This window comes from Cupriavidus pinatubonensis, from assembly GCF_019602855.1.
Taxonomy (GTDB): domain Bacteria; phylum Pseudomonadota; class Gammaproteobacteria; order Burkholderiales; family Burkholderiaceae; genus Cupriavidus; species Cupriavidus pinatubonensis.
Genome location: NZ_CP080766.1, coordinates 1768118 through 1792633, shown reverse-complemented (window position 1 = coordinate 1792633; position 24516 = coordinate 1768118). Strand labels below are relative to the sequence as shown.

Sequence of the window (24516 nt, the reverse complement as noted above, 5' to 3'; positions counted from 1 at the left end):
CACCTTACCTGAAGCAGGCAGCCTTTGCTCGACGGACGCGCTGCCGCGTAAGGGGGCGGGCTGCGTTGCTCAAAAGGGAACGATGTGTGAGCACAGTTGCTGTTTGCCGGCTCCCGCTGCGCTGTCACCATCGGCTCTACTAGAAGCGCCGATTGCGCGCAATACCACAGGAGACCGGCATGATCGCAGTTCCCACCACAAGCGCCGCTGACGACGCCTCCTCGCTTTACAGCAAGATCAACTGGCGATTGCTGCCCTTCCTGCTGACCTGTTACCTGTTCGCGTACCTGGACCGGGTCAATGTCGGCTTTGCAAAGCTGCAGATGCAAGGCGATCTCGGCTTCTCCGATGCCGCCTACGGCGTAGGCGCGGGCATTTTCTTCATCGGTTATGTGCTTTTCGAGATACCCAGCAACCTGCTGCTGCCGCGTGTCGGCGCGCGCAAGACCTTCAGCCGCATCCTGGTGCTGTGGGGCATCACTTCCGCCTGCATGCTCTTTGTACGCAATGTGCCAATGTTCTACGCCATGCGCTTCCTGCTGGGCGTGTTCGAGGCGGGCTTCGCTCCCGGCATGATCTATTACCTCTCGTGCTGGTACGGTCCGCAACGGATGGCGCGCGCCATTGCCATCGTCTTCCTGGCCGGTCCGATCGGCGGCATTGTCGGCGGCCCCGTGTCGGCCTGGCTGATGACCTCGCTTGCCGGCACCGCTGGCCTGACAGGCTGGCAGTGGATGTTCCTGGTCGAGGGGCTGCCTTGCATCCTGCTGGGCATCCTGGCGCTGTCGTTCGTGCCGGACCGGCCCGCCGACGCAGCGTGGCTGAACGCGGATGAACGGCGCCGGCTGGAAGCGGAACTCCATGTCCCCGAGGCGCACAAGCATTCGTTCATGGCCGTGGCGAAGGACGCAAGGGTCTACGTGCTGGCGCTCGCCTACTTCTGCATCATCGCCGCGATCTATGCCATCAGCTTCTGGCTGCCGACCTTCATCAAGGCACAGGGCGTGACCGATACCGTGCAACTCGGCTGGTACTCCGCCATCCCCTATGTGGCCGCCGCGTTCGGCATGTATTTCATGGGCCGCAGGTCCGACCGCGTGGGCGAGCGGCGCTTCCACAGCGCGCTGCCCGCCCTCGCTGCCGGGCTGTTGCTGGGTGCCTCGACACTGGCCGATGGCAATCTCGTCCTGACGCTGGCCCTGCTCACGCTTGCCACCATGGGCCTGTGGATGGCCTACACCGTGTTCTGGGCCATGCCCGCCGAGTACATCAAGGGCCCGGCGGCGGCCGGCGGCATTGCGCTGATCAATACCATCGGGTTGTCGGGCGGCTTCTGGGGTCCCGCCATTATCGGGTGGGCCAAGACCGCGACGGGCACCCTGCACCTCGGCATACTGGCCATGGCTTGCCTGCCTGTGGCCGCCGCCCTGATCATTCTCGCTAACAAGCTGCCCGCGAAGCGGTAGCCAATCTGGAAGCAGTGCGCCGCTGCCTGGCTCGTACTGCCTTGTCAAACAGGTCCGGTTTCCGGTGGGAACGGACAAAGAAAGGAGTCATCATGCTTTTGCATCTGTCGACCTGGGCGGAAATCGAGCAGTTCCTGAAACGCAGCCGCACGATCGTCATTCCCATCGGTTCGAACGAGCAGCACGGGCCAACCGGGCTGCTCGGGACCGACTGGCTGTGCCCCGAGATCATTGCGCGCGAAGCGGAAAGGGAAAAGGCCGCCGATATCCTCGTCGGGCCCACCTTCAATATCGGCATGGCCCAGCATCACCTTGGCTTTCCCGGCACCATCAGCCTGCGCCCGTCCACCTTTATCGCCGCGATCGGCGACTGGACGCGCTCGCTGGTGGGCCATGGCTTCGAGAAGATCCTGTTCCTCAACGGGCACGGCGGCAATATCGCCTCGATTGAAGCGGCATTCTCGGAGATCTATGCCGAGGCGAGCTTTGCCGGCCGCCGCGCGGGCTTCGCGCTGAAGCTGTGCAACTGGTGGGATCTGGAAGGCGTGGGCGAACTGGCGCGCGAACAGTTCCCGACGGGCCATGGCTCGCATGCCACGCCGTCGGAAATTGCCATTACGCAATGGGCGTTTCCCGCCGCCATCAAGCTGGCCGACTACGCACCGAAGATCGCGCCTTCGGGCCCGATCCGCGAGGCGCACGACTTCCGCGCTCGGTTCCCTGATGGCCGCATCGGCTCCGATCCGGGCCTGGCAACGCCGGAGAAAGGCGAAGCGCTGGTCAGGCTGGCAGCGCGCAGCCTTGCCCAGGAACTGGACAGCTTCGGCCGCGAAATGATTCCTGCCTGAATCACGTCTGGGTCGATATGGGAAAGGCTTTGACGGCAGCCTGAACTTGCCGCCATGTAACAAGCCGACGCCGGCTAAACAGCAGCCGGCGTCGGTCGGGAAGCAGCCCGCGTGATCCACGGGCCCGTGGCTCAGACCACGTTGATCGTGACATCGATGTTGCCGCGGGTCATCTTGGAGTACGGGCAGGTCTGGTGCGCCTTTTCTACCAACGCCTGCGCGGTGTCCGAGGGAATGCCCGGCAGGCTGACATTGAGCCGCGCCTGCAGAAAATAGGCATCGTCGGTGGTGCCGAGGTCCACCTCTGCGTCCACGGCGACATCGGCCGGAAGCTTGACCTTCAACACGCTGGCGGCCTTGCCCATCGCGCCGATGAAGCAGGCAGACCAGCCCGCGGCGAACAGCTGCTCCGGGTTCGTGCCGCTGCCGGTGCTGCCCGGAGGCGAGAGCTTGATGTCCAGGCGCCCGTCGTTGCTGCGCGCCGCGCCGTCGCGGCCGCCAGTGGTGTGGGTCTTGCCGGTGTACAGAACGTGTTCGATCTTGGTCATGATTGAGGTCTCACCTTGTGTGCTCGATAGTGTGGCAATGGCTTCAGGTCGGGCCTGTCGCCGCAGTGCAACGCAGGGGGAGCCGGGACATCCGGATTGGATGCCATGTCCGCCGCGCTGGTGCATGCATTTGAAGGGACCGGTGTATCCCCGCTGTAGCGGCATACCGGCGATGTTGTGAGCCCACGTATCAGCATTCCTCGCTGATACACGCGCATACAAAGGCGCCGCCGGCATGTAGGCGTCGCGCGCACTTGTTCCGCGATGTACCAATTGCTGTAAGCGGCGATGCCTTTATGCAGAACGCCCGCGTCACTACAGTGCTCTGCATGTGCAACAGCCACTTCATGCAGGAGGCACGATGTCGATAGAGGAAAGACTTGCCGCGCGCGGACTCGCACTGCCCGATCCGCCGAAGCCGCTCGGCAGCTACACCGCCGTCAGCCAGGCTGGTGACCTGCTGTTCATTTCAGGGCAACTGCCGCTCAGAGATGGCAAGGTGATCTGGCAGGGGCAGGTTGGCCGTGACCTGTCGCTGGAACAAGGCAGGCAGGCGGCGGAACTGGCGGCGCTCAACGTGCTCGCGCAGATCCGCTCGCATCTGGGCGGCTTTGATCGGCTCGATCACATCGTGCGCGTGGAAGGGCATGTGACCAGTGCGGAGGGCTGGTTGCAGCAGCCGGCGGTGCTCGATGGTGCGTCGGACCTGTTCGCCGACATGCTCGGCGACAAGGCCGGACATGCGCGCGCCGCGTATTCGCACTTCCAGCAACCGGGGAATGCCGCCGTGATCCTCGTCGTCATCGCGCAACTCCGGCGCGACTGACCGCGGTGGCTCCCCGACTTGTTCCCACGACGCACAACTGTTTGGTCGCGGCGGCCGTTCATCCGCCACGGCGCTTCACCTAGATTTGGACCCATCGGTCCCGACGGTCCGATTGGCAAGACAGCCAAATCCAATTCCATTATGCAGAGGTTAAAAATGAGTGCTTCACACAAGGTTGCCATCATCACGGGCGCTTCGCAGGGTATCGGTGCAGAGCTGGTCAAGGCCTATCGCGAACGCGGCTATCGCGTGGTCGCGACGGCGCGCAACATCCAGCCTTCCGATGATCCGGACATCCTCACCGTGGCCGGCGATATCGGCGAGCGCGACACCGCGCGCCGCGTCATCGACACAGCGCTGGAAAAGTTCGATCGCGTCGATACGCTCGTCAATAACGCCGGCATCTTCGTCGCCAAACCCTTTACCAGCTATACGGACGAGGACTACGCGGCGGTGACCAATGTGAACCTGTCCGGCTTTTTCCATATCACTCAGTTGGCCATCGCTGAAATGGAGAAGCGCCGCAGCGGCCATGTGGTCAGCATCACGACGAGCCTGGTCGACCATGCCATCAGCGGCGTGCCTTCCGTGCTGGCCTCGCTGACCAAGGGCGGGCTGAACGCCGCGACGAAGTCGCTGGCCATCGAGTATGCGAAGACCGGCATTCGCGTGAATGCGGTGTCGCCGGGCATCATCAAGTCACCGATGCATGCGCCCGAAACACACGATGCGCTGGGCGCGCTGCATCCGGTCGGCCATATGGGCGAGATGCGCGATATTGCCGACGCGGTACTTTATCTGGAATCCGCCGGCTTCGTGACCGGGGAGATCCTGCATGTGGATGGGGGCCAGAGTGCCGGGCATTGAGTGCCGCTGATTGAAGGACCCTGAAGAAGGCGGAATGCGCCAGGCCTGCCGCAATCTACGGCAGGCCTGGCGCAAAGCGGTTTCCGTCGCGCAGGTTCACACGGCGGCGCCGTCATCAGGCATAGGCGCCATCGAGATACGGATCGACTGACGCGCCGGCGACGACGACACCCCGCTTTGTCCATGCCGGCCAGCGTGCGCGAACCTTCGCCGTAGGGATCGCGCGAGTCCTGTACCGTGCGGGCACCTTCGCGGACACCTGCTTCCTTGACACATTGTTCTCAATTTACAATACTCAATACACTTTCATTCTTAATTAGAGAACGCTTCGCCAAGCGTCGCGCCCGGCCACGTGGAACTCGCAGAACTGGAAATCTTTCGCGCCGTCGCGCGCGAACAGAGCATCACCCGGGCAGCAAAGGCCCTCGCGCGCGTGCAGTCCAACGTCACGACGCGGGTCAAGCAGCTCGAGGAGAGCCTTGGCGTCACCCTGTTCCAGCGCGACAGCAGGAAGATGATCCTGACGCCGGAAGGGCAGCGGCTGCTCGGCTACGCGGAACAGATGCTGACGCTGGCCGAGGAAGCGCGGCAATCCATGCGCCTCAGTGCGCCAAGCGGCACGCTGCGGCTCGGCTCGATGGAGAGTTCTGCCGCAACGTTGCTGCCTAAGCCGCTGGCTCAGTTCCATGCCGCATGGCCTGAAGTTGAACTGAAGCTGACCACGGGAACCACGGGGTTTCTCGTCGATGCCGTGCTGGGCCATCGGCTGGACTGTGCAGTGGTTGCGCATCCGGGCACCGGCACGCCACGCAATACGAGCATGGCGGCGCTTGGCGAGGGACTGGAAGGCGTTTTCCTGCGGACCGAGGAGCTGGTGCTGATCCTGCCCGGCACGCACCCAAGGGCGCGCGGCCCGCGGGACGTGACGCTACGGCATCTCGCCGCGTTCTCGAAAGGCTGCACTTATCGCCGCTGCGCGGAAGACTGGCTCGAGCAACGTGGCGAGGATCTCCGCCACCGGCTGTCGGTGATCGAAATGCCGTCGTATCACGCGATCCTGGCCTGCGTCACCGCCGGATCGGCCGCGGCGATTGTGCCGCGCTCGCTGCTTGCCATGTACCCCGATGCCACCGATCTGCAGACCGTGCCGGTGCGTTCCGCACACACCTTCCTGATCAGGCGTGCGGGCTTCACGACCTCGGCATACGAAGCGTTCGTGCAGGAACTGCGCCATACCTGACACACGGGATGGCACAGCGACCGCAGGAATTTGAAACCACTACCCGACCTCAACAGGAATCACTGTCATGGACACCACCACGCGTTCCGGCGATGGCCGCAGCCTGCTCTCGCTGCTGAATATCGCCACGCCGATCATCCAGGCGCCGATGGCCGGCGTCAGCACCCCGGCCATGGCCGCCGCCGTGTCGGAGGCGGGCGGACTCGGCTCGCTCGGCGTTGGCGCCATGGACGCGGAAGGCGCACGCAAGGCAATCCGCGACACGCGCGCGCTGACCGGCAAGCCGTTCAACATCAACCTGTTCTGCCATGTGCCCGCCGTGGCTGATGCCGCGCGCGAGAAAGCCTGGCTCGACTACCTTGCGCCGCGATTCGCCGAGTATGGCGCCACGCCGCCCGCGAGCCTGCGCGAGATCTACAAGAGCTTTGTCGTGGATGAGGCCATGTTCCAGATGCTGCTCGAGGAAAAGCCGGCGGTGGTGAGCTTCCACTTCGGGCTGCCCGCCCAGGAAAAGATCGACGCGCTGCATGCGGCGGGCATCGTGCTGCTGGCCAGCGCCACGTCGCTGGAGGAGGCGCGCCAGATCGAGGCGGCCGGCATCGACGCGATCGTGGCGCAGGGCATCGAGGCCGGTGGACACCGGGGTGTCTTCGACCCGGCCGGCTATGACGAAGGCCTCGGCACTCTGGCGCTGGTGCGCATCCTGGTGCGGCACACCCGTCTGCCCGTGATCGCCGCCGGCGGCATCATGGACGGCGCGGGCATTGCCGCGGTGCTGGCGCTTGGGGCACAGGCCGCCCAGTTGGGGACAGCCTTTGTCGGCTGCGAGGAATCATCCGCCGATGGGGCCTACCGCGCGGCCTTCTCGGCGCAGCCGGTACGGCCGACCACACTGACGCGCGCGATTTCCGGGCGCGCGGCGCGCGGCTTCACGAACCGCTTCACGGAACTGGGCGAGGCGCCCGATGCGCCAGCCGTCCCTGACTACCCGACCACGTATGACGCCGGCAAGGCCTTGCATGCCGCGGCCAAGGCGAAGGGCAACAGTGATTACGCCGCGCAGTGGTCAGGACAGGCTGCGCCGTTGGCCCGGCAATTGCCGGCGGCCGAACTGGTCGGCCAGTTGCAGGCGGAATTGCGCGATGCGATAGCAAGCCTGAACGCGATCTCAGCGACCGGCAATACGGTCCGGATCTGAACGCTGGTCCAGCTGGATCTGCAGGAAGGCAAGGTCGAGCCACTTCCCGAACTTCGTCCCGACCTCGGGGAGCAGCCCGACCTGCCTGAAGCCCAGCTTTTCGTGCAGGCGGATCGAACTGGCGTTCTGCGCCTCGATGGCCGCCACCATGACATGCTTGCCGAGCTCGCGCGCACGATCGATCAGCGCCACCATGAGGGCTTCTGCGATACCTTTGCGGCGCTGGTCCGAGCGGACATAAACGGAGTGCTCCACGGTGTGACGGTAGCCGTCGAACGCACGCCAGTCGCCGAAGGACGCATAGCCCACCACCCCGGCATCCCCGTCGACCGCCACCAGCACCGGGTACCCCGCCTTGCGGCGCGCAGCGAGCCATTCCAAGCGATTAGCCGTATCGACAGGCGTCTCGTTCCAGATAGCGGTCGTGGTTTCGACCGCTTCGTTGTAGATGACAGTAACCGCCGGCATATCGTCCGGGCCTGCGTCGCGGATATTCATGGCTGCTCTCCAGATGGCAAAATGGGCTTCTCACATGATAGTCGATCGTCTACTATAGTGTACACATCAAGCCGCCGGCCAGCCGGACGAACCGCCAATCAGACGCGCGCATGCACTCACCGCTGCAGGACCCTACCTTCGCCATCTCCACCTGCGTGCGTGTCGAGCGCGAATCGCGCGAATGGTCACTGGCGGACCTGGCGGAACGCTCGGGTGTCTCGAAAGCCATGATCAGCAAGATCGAGCGTGGCGAGGCAAGCCCCACGGCGACCGTGCTGGGCAAGCTGTCGGGCGCATTCGGCCTGCCGCTGTCGATGCTGCTCGCACGCGCCGAGCAGGCCGGCGAACGCCTGAGCCGCGCCGCGGACCAGCCGGTCTGGACCGATCCCGAAACGGGCTATACCCGGCGCGCGGTATCCCCGCGCAGTGGCGGCATGCTCGAACTTGTAGAAGTGACGCTGCCCCCGGGGGCACGGGTCTCGTACCCGCCCTCGGCGTTCACGTTTCTGCACCAGCAGATCTGGCTGCGCAGCGGGGCGCTGGTATTCCAGGAAGGCGAGATCACCCACGAACTGGAAGCCGGCGACTGCCTGCAACTGGGCCCGCCGGCGCCATGCACCTTCTACAATCCGGGAAGCAAGCCCTGCAGCTATGTGGTGGCGCTGGTCCGTCGATAGGACCTAGCCGGCCGGGTCACCGAACCCTGTCTGCGGCAGGTAATCGCCCCCCCTATCGCCACCCCTAACGCTGCCCAATCCATGGCTCGGGGTAGCTGGCGCGGAACTACCGGCGATCGAGGTCGATCAGCGTCTCGATGATCAGCGCGCGATGTCGGCGCCCGACGGCGACCGCGTCGCGCAGTGCCGTCAGCAGCCGGCACGCCTGCGAGATGTCATGGCCGTCGTCGCGCAATGTCCGGATCAACGCAATCTGACGCCGGACGCGTTCGCGGCCGTCATGGATATACCGGTCAGCGAACTCCAGATCGCGCATCTCGCGCTCGGAATCCAGCATGGCAACTCTCCAGGTGGCCCGTCGCGCCAGGATTCTGCAGTTCAGAAGGGAGGCTGGCCGTTTCCATGATAGACATTGCGATGGCTGTTTGCCTTGATGCCGCAGCGGCTTACACCCCTAGGCGGGCCCGTCGGTACCGTGATGGCAGAACGCTATCCGGAATGCGGCAGCGGCGTCGGACACTTCCGTGTCCGCTTGCCCCGGCACGCGCGGGCCACACCGCCCGACCTCGTTAGCCTTTGATGTTGCGGGGATCATGGCCAAATGAATTGCGTTCGCGGATCTGGCCGTCACGGCCATGGATCAGCAACTCTGCCTGATCGTGCCTTGCCTTCTCGGTGCCTGCGGCAATGGCTTGTTCCTGCGAGTCGAACAACTGCCTGGGGCCACCGGCTTCCGATTCGACTGCCCAGCCGTCATGGGCTGGAACGACATGGACGTTCTTTCCCGGCATGATGGGTCTCCACTTTGGGAATGCAGTGAGTCTCCGTCCAACGCGTCCGACGCGGCTATCCGCTTTTGTCTGATATCACGCGTGCCGAATTTGCCACAGCCGCCTGGCGCGGCAATGGCCTCGGGGAACTCTGCGAACTCCGCGAACCCGCGAATGACTACGCTTGCGGTTCGTTGCGAACCATGTCAGCAATGGCGTGGTGGAACGAGGCGGTGCCCTGCACCGCGCCGTCCGAGTCATGGATGACAAGCTCCACCTTGTCCCGCTTCGAGCGCTTGCCAACCCGTTGACGCATCAAACTGGCCACATGGGCCTGAGGTCAACGATGCAGGTGCGCCGTACGGCTAGCGCACGGTTTCGCGCGCCCGGCAATCGTGTGCGCGACTACGGTCCAGCGCCTTGAGCACGACGTACCCCTGGATTGTCACGTGAGGACGACTGCGGTCCGGACCGAGCCGCTCCAGCGTGACGAGTTGCCGCGCCAGCAGCGCTTCTATATCCGCACGGTCCAGCTCCGTTGAGTCCGGGCTGCCATTGACAAGTACCAGCGTGGCAAATTCATGATGACTCAGCACAGTTGTCTCCCAAGCTTTAGGTCTAATAGGGCTACGGGACTTCACTACCGTCCGTGACTGATTCGGTCGGCCGGCACAAGGCGGCTACCTGTTCGCGGACGCAAGGTCTGGCTGGCGAGCGTGGATCTTTCTGTCTCGCTCGGAGAGAGCATCTTAGTCACTCCGGGCGCCGTCTTCAACCAAAAAGGGACGCAACTCTGCAATTACCCAAAGTACCGACAACTCCGCTGTTTCCCCAAGCATGCGATGGTGTGATCGATCACAAGCTGATGTATCCCGAATAAATCTGATAAAACTGGCCCATCGCATTTAATGACCATCGGGTTAGTAGGCAGTAGACCGCAGTTACTTCAGAGGTAAACCCTGAGATGAAGCCAGCACCTCTTCGGCTATGCTGACAGCTCGAGGCGCCGTATTGAAATTGGCGTGGCGATTCTTTGGTGCAACTTCGTCCGCACGCAGACTGTGTGTGCGCAAAATTCCGAGGGCAAGATGGCAACTGGCATTGTGAAGTGGTTCAACAATGAAAAGGGTTATGGATTCATCACCCCGGATGACGGTGGCAAGGATCTGTTTGCGCATCACAGCGAAATCCAGGGCAGCGGATTCAAGTCGCTGGATGAAGGAGCGAAAGTGGAGTTCGACGTGACACAAGGCCAGAAGGGCCTGCAAGCGTCGAATATTCGCAAGCTATAGTCGCTCTATAGTCGCCTGCGCCCAGGACAGCCTGGGCGGCATGGGCTTCACTGATACGAAGAACCCTCGGGTCGAACGTGATCTGTCTCGACCCGCGGAGCTTGCCGCTGGCGTGGCCAATTCACTCTGGCTGCGACTTGCCGTAATGCTCGCGAATGAGCCTGGCGGATTCCTCCCACAAAGCCGGTGCGCCTCGCTCAATGGGAGGCCGGTATCGTGCAAAGGCCTGTTCTTCCGTGACGTCGCACTCCACCCAGCTGCCGCCGCCGGTGGCGGCGTTATGGAGTAGCGGCTGAAAGCGGTCCAACGCTTTGGCGAACCTGGCGTCGTCACTCTCCGCAGCCTCGAATTCTGCCCATAGCGCGCGAAACTCCGCGGCCTGCGCTTCCGGCAACAACGAGAAAATGCGCTCGGCCGCCTCTTGTTCCCGCTCCGCCTGACCGGCTCGCGCCGCCGGGTCGTGAAACGGCACATCTCCCGCATCGATCTCCACGATATCGTGAATCAGCAGCATCTTCACGACGCGCACCACGTCAACGGGTGCTGCCGCATGCTCCGACAGAATCAGCGCATACATGGCAAGGTGCCAGGAATGTTCGGCGCTGTTTTCCCGACGCGACTGGTTGATAAGCGGCGTCAACCGCACGACACTCTTCAGCTCGTCGATTTCTCTGAGGAAGGAAAGCTGGCGTTCCAGATTGGCAAGGTTCACGGTGAATGCAGAGGGGCTGGCCTGGGCTTATCGGCGGAAGTTTAGCAGCGACGCAGGGACAACCTCGCCGGCAAGCAACGCGCCAACATGGCCAACGCGTCAGCCGACCTCATCGTGGTCAGGTCATGTCCTTGATGCGTTGGGATTACCAACGGAAGAAGAATGGGAGCGATACGCGTCACCGCGCAGCATTCGGGCGAATGACTTGATAAGTCTGCGCACCGCGTTGTTTTCAGGGGCGCATGGCTTGTGAATTTTTGCAGGCCTGGCTTGCCCTCATCACAAGGATGCATTCGCCTGCACTCGCGCCCCTGAGCGAGCGGCGCAGGGCCGCTCAGCTATTCAGCTTGAATCCCGCCACGGCCTCCGCCAGATCGCCGGCCTGCTCATCCAGCAGCGACGAAGCCGCCGCTGCCTGTTCCACCAGCGCGGCATTCTGTTGCGTGGCTTGCTCCATTTCCTCGACTGCCTGATTGATCTGGCTGAGGCCTGTACTTTGTTCGCCCATGGCCGCACTGATCTCGGAAATGAGCGAGGAGACCTGGCGGATGCCGTCGACGATTTCCGTCATCGCATCGCCGGCAGCCTGAACCCGCTGGGTCCCGGACTGTACGCTGACTTCGGAGGTCTCGATCAGCGTCTTGATCTCCTTGGCCGCCGAGGCACTCCGATGCGCAAGGCTGCGCACTTCGCCGGCTACCACGGCGAAGCCTTTGCCATGTTCGCCAGCGCGTGCGGCCTCGACTGCAGCATTCAGTGCAAGGATATTGGTCTGGTAGGCAATGCCGTCGATGACGCCGATGATCTCCCCGATCCTCGATGACGAACGGGCGATGTCCTCCATCGTCGCGACGACGTCGGAAACGACATTGCCGCCACGCTTCGCCGCGTCACTGGCGAATGATGCAAGACGTGTTGCCTGAACTGTTGCTTCGGCGGAGCGGCTCACCGATCCGGTCAGCTCGGACAGCGAAGCCGCTGTCTCCTCCAGATTGCTCGCCGCCATTTCCGTACGACGCGACAGGTCCTGGTTTCCAGCCTCGATTTCGTTGGTCGCGACCTTCACCGATTCGCTGCCACGCCGAATCCTGGTCAGTGTGCTGCCGAGCTTTTCGACGAAGGTATTGAAGGATGTCGCGATCTGCGAGACCTCGTCACGGCCGTCGACCGGAAGACGGCGGGTCAGATCGCCGTCACCGGTGGCGATTTCATTCATGGCGTCTCGCACTTCGGATAGCCGGCGAAACGCTCGTGCGGTGAACAAGCCGCTCAGCGCCGCGGCCAACACCGCCAGCAGCACGATGGCTAACGCCGAGGTCTTGATCACCCGATTCAGGGCTGCAGTGGCCTCTGCCTTATCCAGCGCCACGACGAGCTGCCAGTTCGTGCCGTGAATCGGCCTTGCGCGCAGCAGCTTCATTCTGCCGTCGAGCTCGATCTCGAGCGGATTTCCTTCGCTTTCAAGCGATGCCAATGCCTGTGGCGTCAACGCTTGCGACAACTCCAACGCCGGCTTGCGGATGTACTTTGCATCGGGGTGCGCCAGGATATTGGCATCCTTGTCGACCACAAAGCCAAGACTCTCGGGCGTCGGGCGCACGGCGGTCACGACATCGCGTACGCCATCCAGGGACACTACCGCAGACACCACGCCACTTGTCACGCCGTCTCGCACGATGGGTGCGGCGAACGAGACAAACGGCTTGCCCGTCGTTGCGTCAGCGTATGGCTTCGTCACGATTGGCTTAGCCGCTGCCAGGGTCTCCTTGTACCAGGGTCGCGCAGTCGGATCGAAGCCTGACGGCATCTGGTCCTTGCTTGCGACAAAGGACTTGTCCTGCCAGCCGGCAGTGGTGATCGGGAATGCGCCGGCCTTCTGCAGCTGACGAACAATACCGCGTGGGTCGCCTGGCGCAATCTGCTCTGCGGCGGCAGCCACCATGGTTGCTTTCCCTGTCACCCATTCATCGAGCGCGAGTGCATGGCCGGTAGCGATGGCATCGAGGTTTTGCCGGATCGTTTCCAGGTTGCTGTCGCGAACGATGACATAGGTTGCACAAGCGGTCAGCGCAAGCGATGTCACGACAATGCCGGTGGAAATGACCTGAATTTTCGTGCGAATCGATGAAAGCATAAGAGAGGGCAAGGATTGGCGCGGCCTTCGCGCTTGTCTCGTCAGGCTTGTAAAAAAACCCGGGGAAGTCCCCGGGCTGTTTGACTGTCGCGTTGCAACCGCTCAGAACTTGTGGCGGATCCCCACCACGAGTCCGAACTGATTGGCACCGGGCACCACGCGCTCACTGGACGTCGAGCCCAGCACGTCGTTGAAGCCGTTCACGCCAAGCGCCGAGCGGGAATTGTTGTTCAGCGCGTATGACATCGAGGCATACAGGTCGGTACGCTTGGACAGCATGTAATCAGCAGTTGCGACGAACTGCCACGGATTGCCAACCTGGGCGTAACGCAGGTTCTGATAGTAGGCAGCGCCCGTCAGCGAGAAGGCCGGCGTGAGCTGATAGCCGAGTCCGGCCCAGGCAAGGTTGGAGTAGGTGTTGGTAGCGCCGGCGGTGCCCGGCAGGGACGCACCGTTGTAGGCACGCGCATAGCGGTAGCCGCCGTAGACCTTGGCCCGACCGAACGCATAGGTGCCAGCAATCGCTGCACGGCGGAACAACTGGTTGGTCGTCAGTGCGGTGGCGGACGATTGATTCGTCTGGTCGTACACGGCGCCAACCGAAAGCGGGCCGGCCGCATACACGGTCATCAGCGAGTATTCGCGGCCGTTGGTGAAGTTGCCCGGGATTTCCTGGTTGTTGTAGTTGAAGCTGTACAGGCCGGTCACTGTCAGGCCACCGAACGTGCCGACATACTTGGCAGAGTTGTCCGCACGCTGGCTAAGCATGAACGGGTCTTGTGCGCCGATGGCGTAGCGTCCAGCGTTAGACATCGGATCAAACGCACCAGCAAAATCCCAGAACGGAGTAGCGTGGCGACCCACGGTCAGTTGCCCCCACTGGTTCTGCAAGCCTACATAGGCGGCACGACCGAACAAGCGGTTACCTTGCGCCATCTTTCCGTCGTCAACGGTGAAGCCGCTTTCCAGCGTAAAGACGCCGCGCAGGCCTCCACCCAGATCTTCCACGCCTCGCAGGCCCCAGCGTGACCCTGCCTGGCTGCCCGATTGCAGGGCCAGCAGGTGCGAACTGTTCCCGGTGGCATCAGGCACCTTGTTGAGGTACTCGACGCCGGCGTCCACGATTCCGTAGAGGGTCACGCTTGATTGCGCATAAGTGCTGGCCGACGCAAGCAGCCCGGCGGCGATGGCGAACAGTTTGAGCTTCATGTTTTCCTTATTGGAAGTTCCAGCAAATGAACTGCAGGGGCTGTCGGACCTGAGGGAATCTGTTTGCTACCGGTTGAACTGCGGGGGAAGGTCGCGCCAACCACGGCGCAGCTCCTGCCGGCAAACCAGAATACGCATCTCGCGGCGGAGTATAAAATACGTAATCTGTAATTACAATGTAAACAACACACTGATTTATATACACTTATCTTTCGTATTGTCAGCCCAAACCGGGATGAAGCGATCCGGTATGGACGCGCGGAATTCCACGGATAGGCGCTCCCCATCGGCCGGGCTGGCAGTAATATGAGCGGCTCCCACTATCGATTGGAATTCCGCGATGCAAGTACTGGTTGACGCAGACGCCTGCCCTGTTGTGGTCAAGGAAATGTTGTATCGGGCTGCGCAGCGTCTCGAAGTGTGCGTCACGCTGGTAGCGAACAAGTTCTTGCGCACGCCTCCGTCGCGCTTTATCAGGGCCCTGCAAGTGCCAGCCGGCTTCGACGCAGCCGATGACCGTATTGTCGAACTGGTCATCCACGGTGACCTTGTGATTACGGCTGACATTCCTCTTGCCGCCGCTGCCCTGGAAAAGGGCGCTTATGTGCTTGACCCGCGGGGAAGCTGGTTCAGCCGCGAGAACATTCAGGAGCGCCTGACGATGCGCGACGTGATGGAACAGCTTCGCAGTTCAGGCATTGATACCGGCGGTCCGGCACCATATGCTGCGCAGGATGGCAAGGCGTTCGCGGGCCAATTGGATCGGTTCCTGGCTCGCCATGTGTCGCCATGAATGGTGGAGACCTTGAATTGGCCACGCGCGTACTTCGATTCTTGCGGCGCGGCTACTCTGACCTCGTGCTGCTGAGAAGACAGTCTCCCGTGTAATCAGGATTCCGACGTCACGGGCGCGGCGTCCGCCTCGGCTGCCAGCATGAGCAGCACTGCGTCGCGCTTGTCGAGCAAATGCTGGCGCAGGATTGCCGCGAGTCGCTTGCCATCGCGCGCCTCCAGCGCGATCAGCATTTCATCGTGGTCATGGATGGCGCTGTCCCACTTCGTCTTCTGAAAGTTCGAACGGAATCGCAGCGCTTGCAGCCTGCGGTTGACGGCCAGGTAGGTCTGGCGAAGCGCAGCGTTGCGCGCAGCCTGATTGATGCGGTCATGAATCTGCCGGTTGCAGTCGTAGTAACCGGACAGGTCTTCCTGCGCACGGCAGGCAAGCATGGTGTAGTGCAAGGCTTTGAGTTCTGCAAGCTCGACAGCGGTCATGCGTTCGCAGGCCAGCTCTCCCGAAAACGCCTCCAGGCCACTCATCAACTCGAAGGTATCCCGGATTTCCGTTGCCGACAGGCTGGCTACCGTGGCGCCGCGATTGGGCGAGATATCGATCAGCCCTTCCGCCGCGAGCACCTTCAGTGCCTCGCGCAGCGGTGTGCGCGAGATGCCAAGCGTTTCGCAAAGCTCTCGCTCGTTAAGCTTTGTGCCGGCCTTCAGTACCCCCTCCACGATGAAGTTGCGAAGGTGGCCCACGACCGTGTCATGCAGGCGTTGCCGCTCGACCTTCGGAAGCATGGATGCGAGGGTGGTATCGGCTGATGACATGGAATCTTGCATGCAAAGTCCAACGAATGGGCGTTTGAAGGGATTTTAGCAGACCCATAGCACAGCGCCGCCAAGGCGCAAGATCCCCTTAGATCGGGGTAAACACTGCGGCGTTTTTTTCTTGTTCCGGGCCCTTCTCCGATGCGCCTCTCCTGCTAAAGTATTTTGAATGCAAAATTCAACAGGAGGAGCAAATGCTGAAACTGGACTTCCATCCCGCTGGCCGTCATTACCTGCAAATCCCCGGACCAAGCCCGGTGCCGGATCGCATCCTGCGGGCCATCAGCTACCCGACCATTGACCATCGCGGCCCGGAGTTCGGCGCGCTGGGATTGAAGGTGCTGGCCGGCATCCGCAAGATCTTCAAGACTGAGCAGCCGGTTGTGATCTATCCGGCCTCCGGAACAGGCGCATGGGAAGCCGCGCTATCCAACACGCTGAGCCCGGGCGATACCGTGCTGATGTTCGAGACCGGCCACTTCGCCACACTCTGGAAAAAGATGGCCGAGAAACTTGGGCTGCGCCCAGAGTTCCTGGGCTTGCCGGGCATCGAGGGCTGGCGTCGCGGGGTTCAGGCCGACATGATCGAAGCGCGCCTGCGCCAGGACAGCGACCATGCCATCAAGGCGGTCTGCGTGGTGCATAACGAGACCTCGACCGGCGTCACGTCTGATATCGCCGCCGTGCGCAAGGCCATCGATGCAGCGGGCCATCCGGCGCTGCTGATGGTCGACACAATCTCGGGGCTGGCCTCTGCCGACTATCGCCACGACGAGTGGGGCGTGGACGTGACCGTCTCCGGCTCGCAAAAGGGGCTCATGCTGCCGCCGGGCATCAGCTTCAACGCCGTGTCGCCGAAGGCAATCGAAGCCAGCCGGTCCGCGCGCCTGCCACGCAGTTTCTGGGATTGGGAGGAGATCATCGCCATGAACCAGACCGGCTACTGGCCCTACACGCCCAGCACAAACCTGCTCTATGGCTTGTCGGAGGCGCTGGACATGATCCTTGAAGAAGGGCTCGACAACGTCTTCGCACGCCACCATCGCCTGGCCGAGGCTTGCCGCCGTGCAGTGCGCGCATGGGGCCTCGAGATCCAGTGCGCGGACCCGTCGGTCTACAGCCCGGTGCTGACCGGCGTGATGATGCCCGACGGCATTGACGCGGACTCCGTGCGCCGGATCATCTACGACCGCTTCAACATGTCGCTCGGCGCGGCGCTCGGCAAGATGAAGGGGCGGATGTTCCGTATCGGCCATCTCGGCGACTGCAACGATCTCACGCTGATGGCCACGCTGTCCGGCTGCGAAATGGGGCTGAAGTTGTCCGGTGTGCCAGTGGCCGCAAGCGGCGTCGCCGCAGCCATGGACTATCTCGCGGCCCACTCAAACCCCTTGCCGCTGCGGGCCGCAGCCTGACGCAGGCCACCGGGTCCTGCGATCGCGGCGAGCCCCAGTTCACAGTCAAGGCCGGGGAGGGCCTTGCCGCAACTGGTTGGCAGCACCGCTGCAAGCGCGCAGCCGCAGGCCCCGGCGGTACAGGCCCATTCCACGTTCCACACAGCGCCGATCGGCTCCAGCATCGGCGCAGCAGCACCGACGTACCTGACAATACAAAAGGAGACGCTGTGGAAACTACCCTGCACGCCGGGGCAAAGGTGAGTTCGTACGAAGACGCGGTTTATCGCAAGGTAAGCTGGCGCCTCGTGCCGTTCCTGATGCTTTGCTTCCTGATTGCCTATCTCGACCGAGTCAACGTCGGCTTTGCCAAGCTCCAGATGTCGCAGGACCTTGGCTTCAGCGAAACCGTCTATGGCCTGGGTGCCGGCATCTTCTTCATCGGATACTTCCTGTTCGAGATACCCAGCAACCTTGCGCTTCACCGCTTCGGCGCCAAGGTCTGGATCGGCCGGATCATGGTGACATGGGGCCTGCTTTCGGCGTGCTTCGTGTTCGTGGAGACCCCGACTGCTTTCTACACCTTGCGTTTCCTGCTGGGCCTGGCCGAAGCGGGCTTCACGCCCGGCATCGTGTACTACTTGTCCTGCTGGTATCCCTCGCATCGGCGCGCCAAGATCATGGCGATCTATTGCATGGGCTCGCCGCTGTCCGGCATCATCGGCAACCCGTTGTCAGGCTTTTTGATGGGCAGCATGGGGGGCATTGCGGGTTGGGCGGGCTGGCAATGGATGTTCTTCATTGAAGCCGTGCCTGCCATATTGCTGGGCCTCGCCTGCTTCTTCTACCTGGACAGTTCCATCTCCAAGGCCAAATGGCTCAGTGACGACGAGAAGCGCGTGCTCGAGCTGGCCAAGGCGGAGGACAACAAGGCGGCGGGCCATGAGGCGCGCGTGGGCAACGTCTTCACCGACCCGCGTGTCTGGCTCATCAGCCTGATCTGCTTCTGCTATGTCACCGGGCAGTACGGCATTACGCTCTGGCTGCCAACGTTCATCAAGTCGACAGGTGTGTCCGATCCGCTGCATATCGGCCTGCTCAGCGCGATCCCGTATATGGCGGCCATCGTCACCATGTACGTGTTCGGCAAGAGCGCGGATAAGCATCGGGAACGGCGCTGGCACCTGATCGTGCCCTGCATGATGGGCGCCATCGGCTTCCTGGCCCTGCCCTGGATCATGCACAGCACGGCGCTCTCGCTGGTGTTCCTGTCGATTGCCGCGGCCGGCATCCTGACCTGTTCGCCGCTGTTCTGGTCCCTGCCTACCGCCTTCCTCAGCGGCGCGGCGGCGGCGACGGCCATCGCCATGAGCAATTCGATCGGCAACCTGGCCGGCTTTACCAGCGGCTACATGATCGGGTATCTGCGTGACGTAACCCAGAGCGGTACCAGCGCGTACTACATGATTGCGGGCATGCTTGTCCTTGGCGCGTTCGCCATCTGGACCTTGCCGGCAAAGCTGGTCAACCGGTAGCGCATGTCGGGGAGCGGCGTGCCGCTCCCCGACGACTCATCACCCCGGCGCCCTTCCCGCGGGCGCAAGGAACACAAACATGAAATCAACCACCGACTCCGGCACCCGGGTCATGGAGGCCACCGTAGAGGGCGTCCATGCCGCCATGCGTGAAGGCCGACTCACGGCGCGTCAACTGGTGCAGCGATACCTGGACCGGATCGCCGCCTATGACAGGAACGGCCCGGGCATCTACAGCGTACTGCAGTTCAATCCCCACGCATTGTCAGAAGCGGATCAACTGGACGCGCAAGCTGCGGCCGCGCCATCCGTTCCGCTCGCGCGTCTGCATGGCATACCGGTCCTGGTCAAGGACAACATCGAATGCGCCGGTATGGAGACGACTGCGGGCGCACGTTGCCTGCAAGGTAATCTTGCGGTGGAGGACGCCTTCATCGTGCGCAGGCTGCGCGAGGCCGGCGCGATCGTACTGGCCAAGACCAACCTGCACGAGCTGGCATCTGGCGGCGAGACCGTCAGCACGCTGGGCGGACAAACCCGCAACCCCTATGACCTCACGCGGACGCCGGGTGGTTCAAGCGGCGGCACGGCCGCGGGTATTGCTGCCAACTTCGGCCTGCTGGGAATCGGCACGGATGGTGTCAATTCCATTCGCTCCCCCGCTTCGGCGAACAACCTCGTCGGCTTGCGTCCGACGATGGGACTGGTCAGCCGTACCGGACTGATCCCTTGCGGGCTGACGCAAGACACCATCGGGCCGATCACACGCACCGTGACCGATGCCGCGCTCTTGCTCGACATCATCGCCGGCTACGACCCGGCGGACCCGGTTACCGGCGAAGCCGCTTCGCATACCCGGCCTAGCTACACCGAAGGACTGCATCCTGACGCGCTGAAAGGGGCTCGCATCGGCGTACTGCGCTCCTTCTTTGGCGATGGGCCCGAGCATCGCGCCGTCAATGCCGTCATGCAGAACGCGCTTGCCACCATCCGTGCACGAGGTGCCGAGCTGGTGCAGATCGATGAAGCGATCCACCCCGACGCGCTGCTGGCCGACACGCTGGTGCACCTCTACGAAATGAAGGGCGACCTTGACGCCTACCTTGCCGATGCCCCATCCGACGTGTCGGTACGCTCCATGGAAGACATCATCGCTTCGGCGAGCGTGCATCCCAGCGTCGCGGGAACGCTGAAGAACGCCATGGCACTGGCAGGCAACGAGACCGAATACCGCGAACGGTTGCAACGCCAGCAAGCGTTGCGTGAACGCGTCCTCGGGTTGATGGCAGCGCACCGTCTCGATGCGCTGGCGTTTCCGCACCAGCGCCGCCTGGTCGTGCCCGTGGGCGAGGCCCAGGCCGAGCGCAATGGCGTGCTCGCGTCGGCCACGGGCTTCCCCGCAATCGTCATCCCGGCAGGCTTCTCCGAACCGGATGCCCACGCCGCACATGGCGTTCCGGTCGGCCTGGAGTTGTTTGGCCGACCGTTTTCGGAAGCCGTGTTGTTGCGGCTGGCGTTCGCGGCGGAGCACGCCGTGGGCGCCCGCCGCCCGCCTCTGACTGCGCCAGCACTGACCTAGCACCGCGTCGCAGCCGCACTTTCATGACTGCTCTGTTCCAATGCCGGCCAGCGATGCCGGCAGCAAGTTTGCGGACACACCGTAACTGACCTCATTTCGAGGAGGAGACAAGATGGGCGCAGAAGTGAATGTCCAATCATCGAGTTCGCCCCAGCAGCACGAACTCGACCGGGCAATGGATGGCATCGGCGTCACCGCCGCACACAAGAAGATCATCTTCCTGATCATGCTGGGCGTGATGTTCGATGTCTTTGAACAGAACGCCGTGGGCCTGGTGGGGCCCATCTTGCGCGAGCAATGGGGCATATCGGTCGCGCATATCGGCTTTCTCAATACGCTGACGTTCAGCGCAGCGGCACTGGGCCGCGTCGCATCGGGCTATATCGCCGATCGCTACGGCCGTCGCGCGATGCTGAATGCGAACCTGCTGCTGTTCACGCTCGGTGCGGTCATCTGCGCGCTGGCGCCGAACTATACGGTGCTGGCTGCGGGCCGGTTCATCGTCGGCATCGGCCTGGGTGGTGAAATCTCGGTGGCCGTGACAATCCTTGCCGAGCTGTGCTCGACCCGTTTCCGCGGCACCGCGGTCGGCATGGTCAGCGTGGGCAGCGGCGGTCTGGGCAATATGCTGGCACCCGCGTTCGGCTTGGCCGTGTTCGCGCTGTTCCCCGGACCGGACAGCTGGCGGTGGCTGTTCGGCTGCCTGGTCGTGCCCGCCATCTTCGTCGTGTTCTACCGTCGCTTTATTCCCGAGACGCCTCGCTTCCTGCTGTCGAAGGGCCGCGTGGACCAGGCGAACCGTGTGCTCTCCGGCCTTGCTTCCGGGCGTCTGGGCAAGCTGCGCGGAGAACCGACACAGTACATCCGGGAGGCCGTTCAGGACGATTCGCCACGGGCCAGGGTACGGTTGCGCGATGTGTTCCAGGGTCGCTTGGGCCGGCGCACGGTCGCGTTGGGTATCGCGGTCTCGATGACATACGGCGCGCAGATTTCAGTGCTGACGTTGATGCCCACGATCCTGATGTCGCAGGGATACACCATCTCGAAAAGCCTGTTGTTCACCATGGTGATGCAAAGCGGAAGCCTGTTCGGCGCGCTGGCAGCTTCGTATTGCGGCTACCACTTTCCGCGCAAGCGCGTGCTGACCATTGGTGCGGGACTGGCATGCGCGGCAGGGCTGAGTTTCGGCTTCCTGACGTTCAATGTGGGATTGGTGCTGTTGTTCGGGGCGTGCTTTACGTTCTGCGTGGTGCTGCTGAACACCTCGATCTGGATCTTTGCCCCCGAGCAATATCCCACCGATGTCCGTGCTTTCGGCACCTCGCTCATTCTCGCGCTGGGTACGCTGGCCGGTGCGTTGACACCGCTGATCAGTGGCCGCGTGTTCGAAAGCTACGGCGTGGGTGGCATGTTCAGCATGCTGGCCGCCATGTACGCTGTGTTCGCGCTAAGCGTACAGTTTGCGCCTGAGACCTTCGGCCGCCCCATGGGTGAACCCGAACCGGAAGACACGGCAGAGTTGGCAGTCGGCACGGGTACCGCCAGTGCCAGCGGATCCTGACTCAAGCAATGACATGAATCCGATCCTGTTAATCAACCCTAATACGTCGCAGGCAACCACGCAGATGATGGTGGAGATTGCGCGTTCCAGCCTGGGCGGACGCGCAGCCATCCGCGGCCTGACCATGGAAAGTGGCGTGCCGATGATCGTCGAAGAGAGCGATCTGCAGGCAGCAGCGGACGTGGTCGGTGCCGTCGATGTGGGCAGCGTCGGCGGCTTCATCGTCGCCGCGTTTGGGGACCCTGGCGCCGAGATCCTTCGGCGCCGGCTTGCAGTGCCGGTCGTAGGCATCGGCGAGGCGGCCATGCGCGAGGCTGCGCAACACGGCCGCTTCGGCATCGCCACGACCACACCGGCACTGGCGGCCTCCATCGCGTCGAAAGTCCGTCAGCTTGGGCTGGAGGCCGGCTTCACAGGAACACGGTTCACCTCAGGCAATCCCTTGCTGCTTGGCCAGGACCCTGAAGCGCTGGAGGCAGCGTTAGCCGCAGCCGTCCAGTCCTGCATAGAGGCCGATGGCGCGCAAGCCGTGGTCATTGGGGGCGGTCCGCTGGGCCGCGCCGCCGAGGCACTCAGCAGGCGACTCGCCATACCCGTGATTGGTCCGGTACCCGCAGCATGCCGCGCCATCTTGCGTGCCCTGGATGGCGACTGACAGGCCATTGCTTTCATTCACTCCAACAAGATGACCCATATGAATGTCGACCCGATCGATGCCGTCGCCCACGCCATCATCCGCGCAAGGCGCGAACAACAGTGCGTCGATGCGCAGTCACTGGCTGGCGCATTGACGACGCCCGAGGAGTCCTACGCAGTACAGGCAAAGGTAGCCTCGGCTTTCGGCTGGCAAACATCCGGGCCTGCATTCTGGAAGTCCGGCGGACCGTCCCGTCAGGCGCAGTTGACGCACGCGCAACTTCCTGTGGAAGGCGTCTGGAGCAGCCCGGCGCGAGCCGAGGGATGGCCCTTCACCTGGCGTGGCATCGAGGCCGAGATTGCGCTGCGCCTCGGGCGCTCGGTAGACGCTGCTGAAGCAGCAGCTCTCGATGGCGAGACGGCATCGGCATGGATCGACGCCATGGCAGTCTCGATCGAAGTCGTGGACTCGCGCTGGCAGCAGTACACCGATGCACCGGCGCTGCTGAAACTTGCAGACTTGCAGGCGCACGGCGCGCTGGTGCTCGGCGAATGGATGCCCTACCAGGCTCGCGACTGGGCCTCGCAGCGTTGCCACGTCAGGATTGGCGCGCAGGAATTGGAGCGCCGCGGCACGCATGCGCTTGGCGATCCGGCGTTTGGGCTGGTGGCCTGGTTGAGACACGCTACGCGCGAAGGCAGGCGCGTGGAAGCGGGTACGGTCGTCACCACGGGCACATGGGTCGGCATCCTGCCCGCTTCCGCTGGCGATCTGGTGACCGTGGCGTTCGATGGTATCGGCAGCGCGTCAGTTCAGTTCTAACGGTTTGCCGGTATGCCGGTATACCGCAACATTTGCATGCGGCGCTATTAATCCGCAGTCACACCGGCCGTCTTCGACACCCGCCCCCAACGCTCGGTTTCCTGGCGGATGAACTCTGCAAGCTTCGCTGGCGTCATGTCACCCGCCGTCACCCCCTGCTCTTCGAAGCGCTTCAGCACGTCCGGCTGTTGCAGCGCCTTGGCCAGTTCCGTGCCGAGGCGCCGCGTGACCGTCTCAGGCGTGCCACGCGGCGCCATCAGCGCATACCACGTGGTCACCTCGTAGCCCTTGATGCCGCTTTCGTCCAACGTAGGCACGCCGGGATAGGCGGGCGAACGCTTCGCCGTAGTCACCGCCAGCGCGCGGAGCTTGCCTGAGCGCACGTGCGGTGCCGCCGAGGGGCTGGTCTCCACGGCCATCTGGATCTGCCCGGCGATGAGGTCGGTCATCATCGGTGCGCCGCCCTTGTACGGGACATGGACGATATCGGTGCCGGTCATCGACCGGAGCAGTTCGCCGGAAAGATGCTCGGTGCTGCCGGGACCCGCCGAGCCGTAATTCACCTTGCCGGGATGCGACTTGATGTAGGCAATCAACTCAGCCACCGACTTCACGGGCATCGAAGCACTGACGAGCAGCACGTTCGGAGTCAACGCCACGAGGCCGACCGGCACCAGGTCGCGGGTGAAATCGTAGGGCAGCTTCTTGTAGATGCCTGGCGCCATGGTATGCGCGACGGTGGCCAGCAGCAGCGTGTAGCCGTCTGGCGTGGCGCGTGCCACGTTGCTCGCGCCAAGCGTGCCGCCGGCACCGGGCCGGTTGTCCACCACGACGGGCTGGCGAAGCGACTCGCCCATTTTCTGGCCAATGGTGCGGGCAATGATGTCGGTGGTGCCACCGGAAGCGAACGGTACCACGACCGTGACGGGCTTCTCCGGCCAGCTCTGCGCGGCAGCGGGCATCATGCCGCAGAGTGCGAAGCTTGCGCCTGCCAGGCAGGCGATGGCGGTACGGCGGGTCATGTCAAACATGCGACTGTCTCCTTGGGATTCGATGATGTTCTTGTCGGCGCCGCGGGTAGCAAACGCCGGTGCCTGA

Annotated in this window: 26 protein-coding genes; 15 read left to right on the top strand and 11 right to left on the bottom strand. The window is 63.1% G+C overall.

All coding sequences use genetic code 11. The annotated features are described in order from the left end of the window. Nucleotides 1-179 precede the first annotated feature (179 nt). Together K2O51_RS08115 and K2O51_RS08110 are read left to right on the top strand one after the other, a co-directional pair. Nucleotides 180-1466 carry an MFS transporter gene (locus K2O51_RS08115; protein ID WP_220630042.1) on the top strand — a complete coding sequence of 429 codons (1287 nt, stop codon included), beginning with the start codon at nucleotides 180-182 and terminating at the stop codon, nucleotides 1464-1466. Between the two features lie 92 nt (nucleotides 1467-1558). After that, on the top strand, nucleotides 1559-2314 hold the full coding sequence (locus tag K2O51_RS08110; RefSeq protein ID WP_011301237.1) for a creatininase family protein: 756 nt from the start codon (nucleotides 1559-1561) through the stop codon (nucleotides 2312-2314). Between the two features lie 131 nt (nucleotides 2315-2445). Here the strand turns inward: K2O51_RS08110 and K2O51_RS08105 are convergent, their stop codons facing one another. After that, the gene (locus K2O51_RS08105) at nucleotides 2446-2862 is read right to left on the bottom strand and encodes an organic hydroperoxide resistance protein (protein ID WP_011301238.1); all 417 of its coding nucleotides are present in this window, start codon (nucleotides 2860-2862) and stop codon (nucleotides 2446-2448) included. A gap of 361 nt (nucleotides 2863-3223) precedes the next feature. Between K2O51_RS08105 and K2O51_RS08100 the strand changes: the two genes are divergently transcribed. The 4 genes from K2O51_RS08100 to K2O51_RS08085 all read left to right on the top strand — a co-directional run bounded on the left by K2O51_RS08100 (nucleotide 3224) and on the right by K2O51_RS08085 (nucleotide 6993). After that, entirely contained in the window at nucleotides 3224-3688 is a 465-nt protein-coding gene (locus tag K2O51_RS08100; protein ID WP_011301239.1) for a RidA family protein, read from the top strand. Nucleotides 3689-3844: 156 nt separating this feature from the next. Then, entirely contained in the window at nucleotides 3845-4555 is a 711-nt protein-coding gene (locus K2O51_RS08095; RefSeq protein WP_140949390.1) for an SDR family NAD(P)-dependent oxidoreductase, read from the top strand. A gap of 352 nt (nucleotides 4556-4907) precedes the next feature. Further along, nucleotides 4908-5795: a LysR substrate-binding domain-containing protein gene (locus tag K2O51_RS08090; protein ID WP_140949389.1), complete on the top strand. Its 888-nt coding sequence runs from the start codon at nucleotides 4908-4910 to the stop codon at nucleotides 5793-5795. Nucleotides 5796-5862: 67 nt separating this feature from the next. Further along, on the top strand, nucleotides 5863-6993 hold the full coding sequence (locus K2O51_RS08085; RefSeq protein WP_220630041.1) for an NAD(P)H-dependent flavin oxidoreductase: 1131 nt from the start codon (nucleotides 5863-5865) through the stop codon (nucleotides 6991-6993). On the opposite strand, the gene K2O51_RS08080 is transcribed toward K2O51_RS08085, so the two are convergent. Then, nucleotides 6964-7491 (bottom strand): GNAT family N-acetyltransferase, encoded by a 528-nt coding sequence (locus K2O51_RS08080; RefSeq protein ID WP_011301243.1) that lies wholly within the window; start codon nucleotides 7489-7491, stop codon nucleotides 6964-6966. The two genes, K2O51_RS08085 and K2O51_RS08080, sit on opposite strands and share 30 nt — an antisense overlap. Nucleotides 7492-7601: 110 nt before the next feature. Between K2O51_RS08080 and K2O51_RS08075 the strand changes: the two genes are divergently transcribed. Continuing rightward, nucleotides 7602-8168 (top strand): helix-turn-helix domain-containing protein, encoded by a 567-nt coding sequence (locus tag K2O51_RS08075; protein ID WP_011301244.1) that lies wholly within the window; start codon nucleotides 7602-7604, stop codon nucleotides 8166-8168. Between the two features lie 106 nt (nucleotides 8169-8274). Here the strand turns inward: K2O51_RS08075 and K2O51_RS08070 are convergent, their stop codons facing one another. The 4 genes from K2O51_RS08070 to K2O51_RS08055 all read right to left on the bottom strand — a co-directional run bounded on the left by K2O51_RS08070 (nucleotide 8275) and on the right by K2O51_RS08055 (nucleotide 9534). Next, nucleotides 8275-8505 (bottom strand): hypothetical protein, encoded by a 231-nt coding sequence (locus K2O51_RS08070; protein ID WP_220630040.1) that lies wholly within the window; start codon nucleotides 8503-8505, stop codon nucleotides 8275-8277. 232 nt (nucleotides 8506-8737) lie between these two features. Next, the gene (locus K2O51_RS08065; protein ID WP_140949386.1) at nucleotides 8738-8959 is read right to left on the bottom strand and encodes a DUF2188 domain-containing protein; all 222 of its coding nucleotides are present in this window, start codon (nucleotides 8957-8959) and stop codon (nucleotides 8738-8740) included. A gap of 157 nt (nucleotides 8960-9116) precedes the next feature. Next, nucleotides 9117-9254: a hypothetical protein gene (locus tag K2O51_RS08060; RefSeq protein WP_220630039.1), complete on the bottom strand. Its 138-nt coding sequence runs from the start codon at nucleotides 9252-9254 to the stop codon at nucleotides 9117-9119. Between the two features lie 49 nt (nucleotides 9255-9303). Continuing rightward, on the bottom strand, nucleotides 9304-9534 hold the full coding sequence (locus K2O51_RS08055; RefSeq protein ID WP_011301247.1) for a hypothetical protein: 231 nt from the start codon (nucleotides 9532-9534) through the stop codon (nucleotides 9304-9306). 492 nt (nucleotides 9535-10026) lie between these two features. Between K2O51_RS08055 and K2O51_RS08050 the strand changes: the two genes are divergently transcribed. Beyond that, nucleotides 10027-10230, top strand: coding sequence for a cold-shock protein (locus tag K2O51_RS08050; RefSeq protein ID WP_011301248.1), 204 nt, complete (start codon nucleotides 10027-10029; stop codon nucleotides 10228-10230). Nucleotides 10231-10351: 121 nt separating this feature from the next. On the opposite strand, the gene K2O51_RS08045 is transcribed toward K2O51_RS08050, so the two are convergent. The 3 genes from K2O51_RS08045 to K2O51_RS08035 all read right to left on the bottom strand — a co-directional run bounded on the left by K2O51_RS08045 (nucleotide 10352) and on the right by K2O51_RS08035 (nucleotide 14285). Further along, nucleotides 10352-10942 (bottom strand): HD domain-containing protein, encoded by a 591-nt coding sequence (locus K2O51_RS08045; protein WP_011301249.1) that lies wholly within the window; start codon nucleotides 10940-10942, stop codon nucleotides 10352-10354. A gap of 334 nt (nucleotides 10943-11276) precedes the next feature. Next, nucleotides 11277-13076 (bottom strand): methyl-accepting chemotaxis protein, encoded by a 1800-nt coding sequence (locus K2O51_RS08040; protein ID WP_220630038.1) that lies wholly within the window; start codon nucleotides 13074-13076, stop codon nucleotides 11277-11279. Nucleotides 13077-13178: 102 nt separating this feature from the next. Continuing rightward, entirely contained in the window at nucleotides 13179-14285 is a 1107-nt protein-coding gene (locus K2O51_RS08035) for a porin (RefSeq protein ID WP_220630037.1), read from the bottom strand. A gap of 340 nt (nucleotides 14286-14625) precedes the next feature. On the opposite strand from K2O51_RS08035, the gene K2O51_RS08030 reads away from it, so the two are divergent. Next, nucleotides 14626-15078, top strand: a complete 453-nt coding sequence (locus tag K2O51_RS08030) for a YaiI/YqxD family protein (RefSeq protein WP_011301252.1) — start codon at nucleotides 14626-14628, stop codon at nucleotides 15076-15078. Between the two features lie 95 nt (nucleotides 15079-15173). Here K2O51_RS08030 and K2O51_RS08025 read toward each other — a convergent pair whose 3' ends face one another. After that, nucleotides 15174-15902 carry a GntR family transcriptional regulator gene (locus K2O51_RS08025; protein ID WP_220630036.1) on the bottom strand — a complete coding sequence of 243 codons (729 nt, stop codon included), beginning with the start codon at nucleotides 15900-15902 and terminating at the stop codon, nucleotides 15174-15176. A gap of 182 nt (nucleotides 15903-16084) precedes the next feature. Here K2O51_RS08025 and K2O51_RS08020 point away from each other — a divergent pair, with 182 nt between their 5' ends. From K2O51_RS08020 to K2O51_RS07995, 6 genes are all read left to right on the top strand, one after another. Then, nucleotides 16085-17305, top strand: coding sequence for a pyridoxal-phosphate-dependent aminotransferase family protein (locus K2O51_RS08020; protein ID WP_220630035.1), 1221 nt, complete (start codon nucleotides 16085-16087; stop codon nucleotides 17303-17305). A 209-nt stretch (nucleotides 17306-17514) separates the two neighbouring features. After that, nucleotides 17515-18819, top strand: a complete 1305-nt coding sequence (locus K2O51_RS08015) for an MFS transporter (RefSeq protein WP_011301255.1) — start codon at nucleotides 17515-17517, stop codon at nucleotides 18817-18819. A gap of 79 nt (nucleotides 18820-18898) precedes the next feature. Next, nucleotides 18899-20398 carry an amidase family protein gene (locus K2O51_RS08010; protein WP_011301256.1) on the top strand — a complete coding sequence of 500 codons (1500 nt, stop codon included), beginning with the start codon at nucleotides 18899-18901 and terminating at the stop codon, nucleotides 20396-20398. Nucleotides 20399-20510: 112 nt separating this feature from the next. After that, nucleotides 20511-21959 carry an MFS transporter gene (locus K2O51_RS08005; protein ID WP_220630034.1) on the top strand — a complete coding sequence of 483 codons (1449 nt, stop codon included), beginning with the start codon at nucleotides 20511-20513 and terminating at the stop codon, nucleotides 21957-21959. A 13-nt stretch (nucleotides 21960-21972) separates the two neighbouring features. Next, nucleotides 21973-22614, top strand: a complete 642-nt coding sequence (locus K2O51_RS08000) for an aspartate/glutamate racemase family protein (protein ID WP_220630033.1) — start codon at nucleotides 21973-21975, stop codon at nucleotides 22612-22614. A gap of 39 nt (nucleotides 22615-22653) precedes the next feature. Next, nucleotides 22654-23418 carry a fumarylacetoacetate hydrolase family protein gene (locus K2O51_RS07995; protein WP_041680298.1) on the top strand — a complete coding sequence of 255 codons (765 nt, stop codon included), beginning with the start codon at nucleotides 22654-22656 and terminating at the stop codon, nucleotides 23416-23418. A 47-nt stretch (nucleotides 23419-23465) separates the two neighbouring features. On the opposite strand, the gene K2O51_RS07990 is transcribed toward K2O51_RS07995, so the two are convergent. After that, nucleotides 23466-24449, bottom strand: coding sequence for a Bug family tripartite tricarboxylate transporter substrate binding protein (locus K2O51_RS07990; RefSeq protein ID WP_011301260.1), 984 nt, complete (start codon nucleotides 24447-24449; stop codon nucleotides 23466-23468). Nucleotides 24450-24516: the final 67 nt, after the last annotated feature.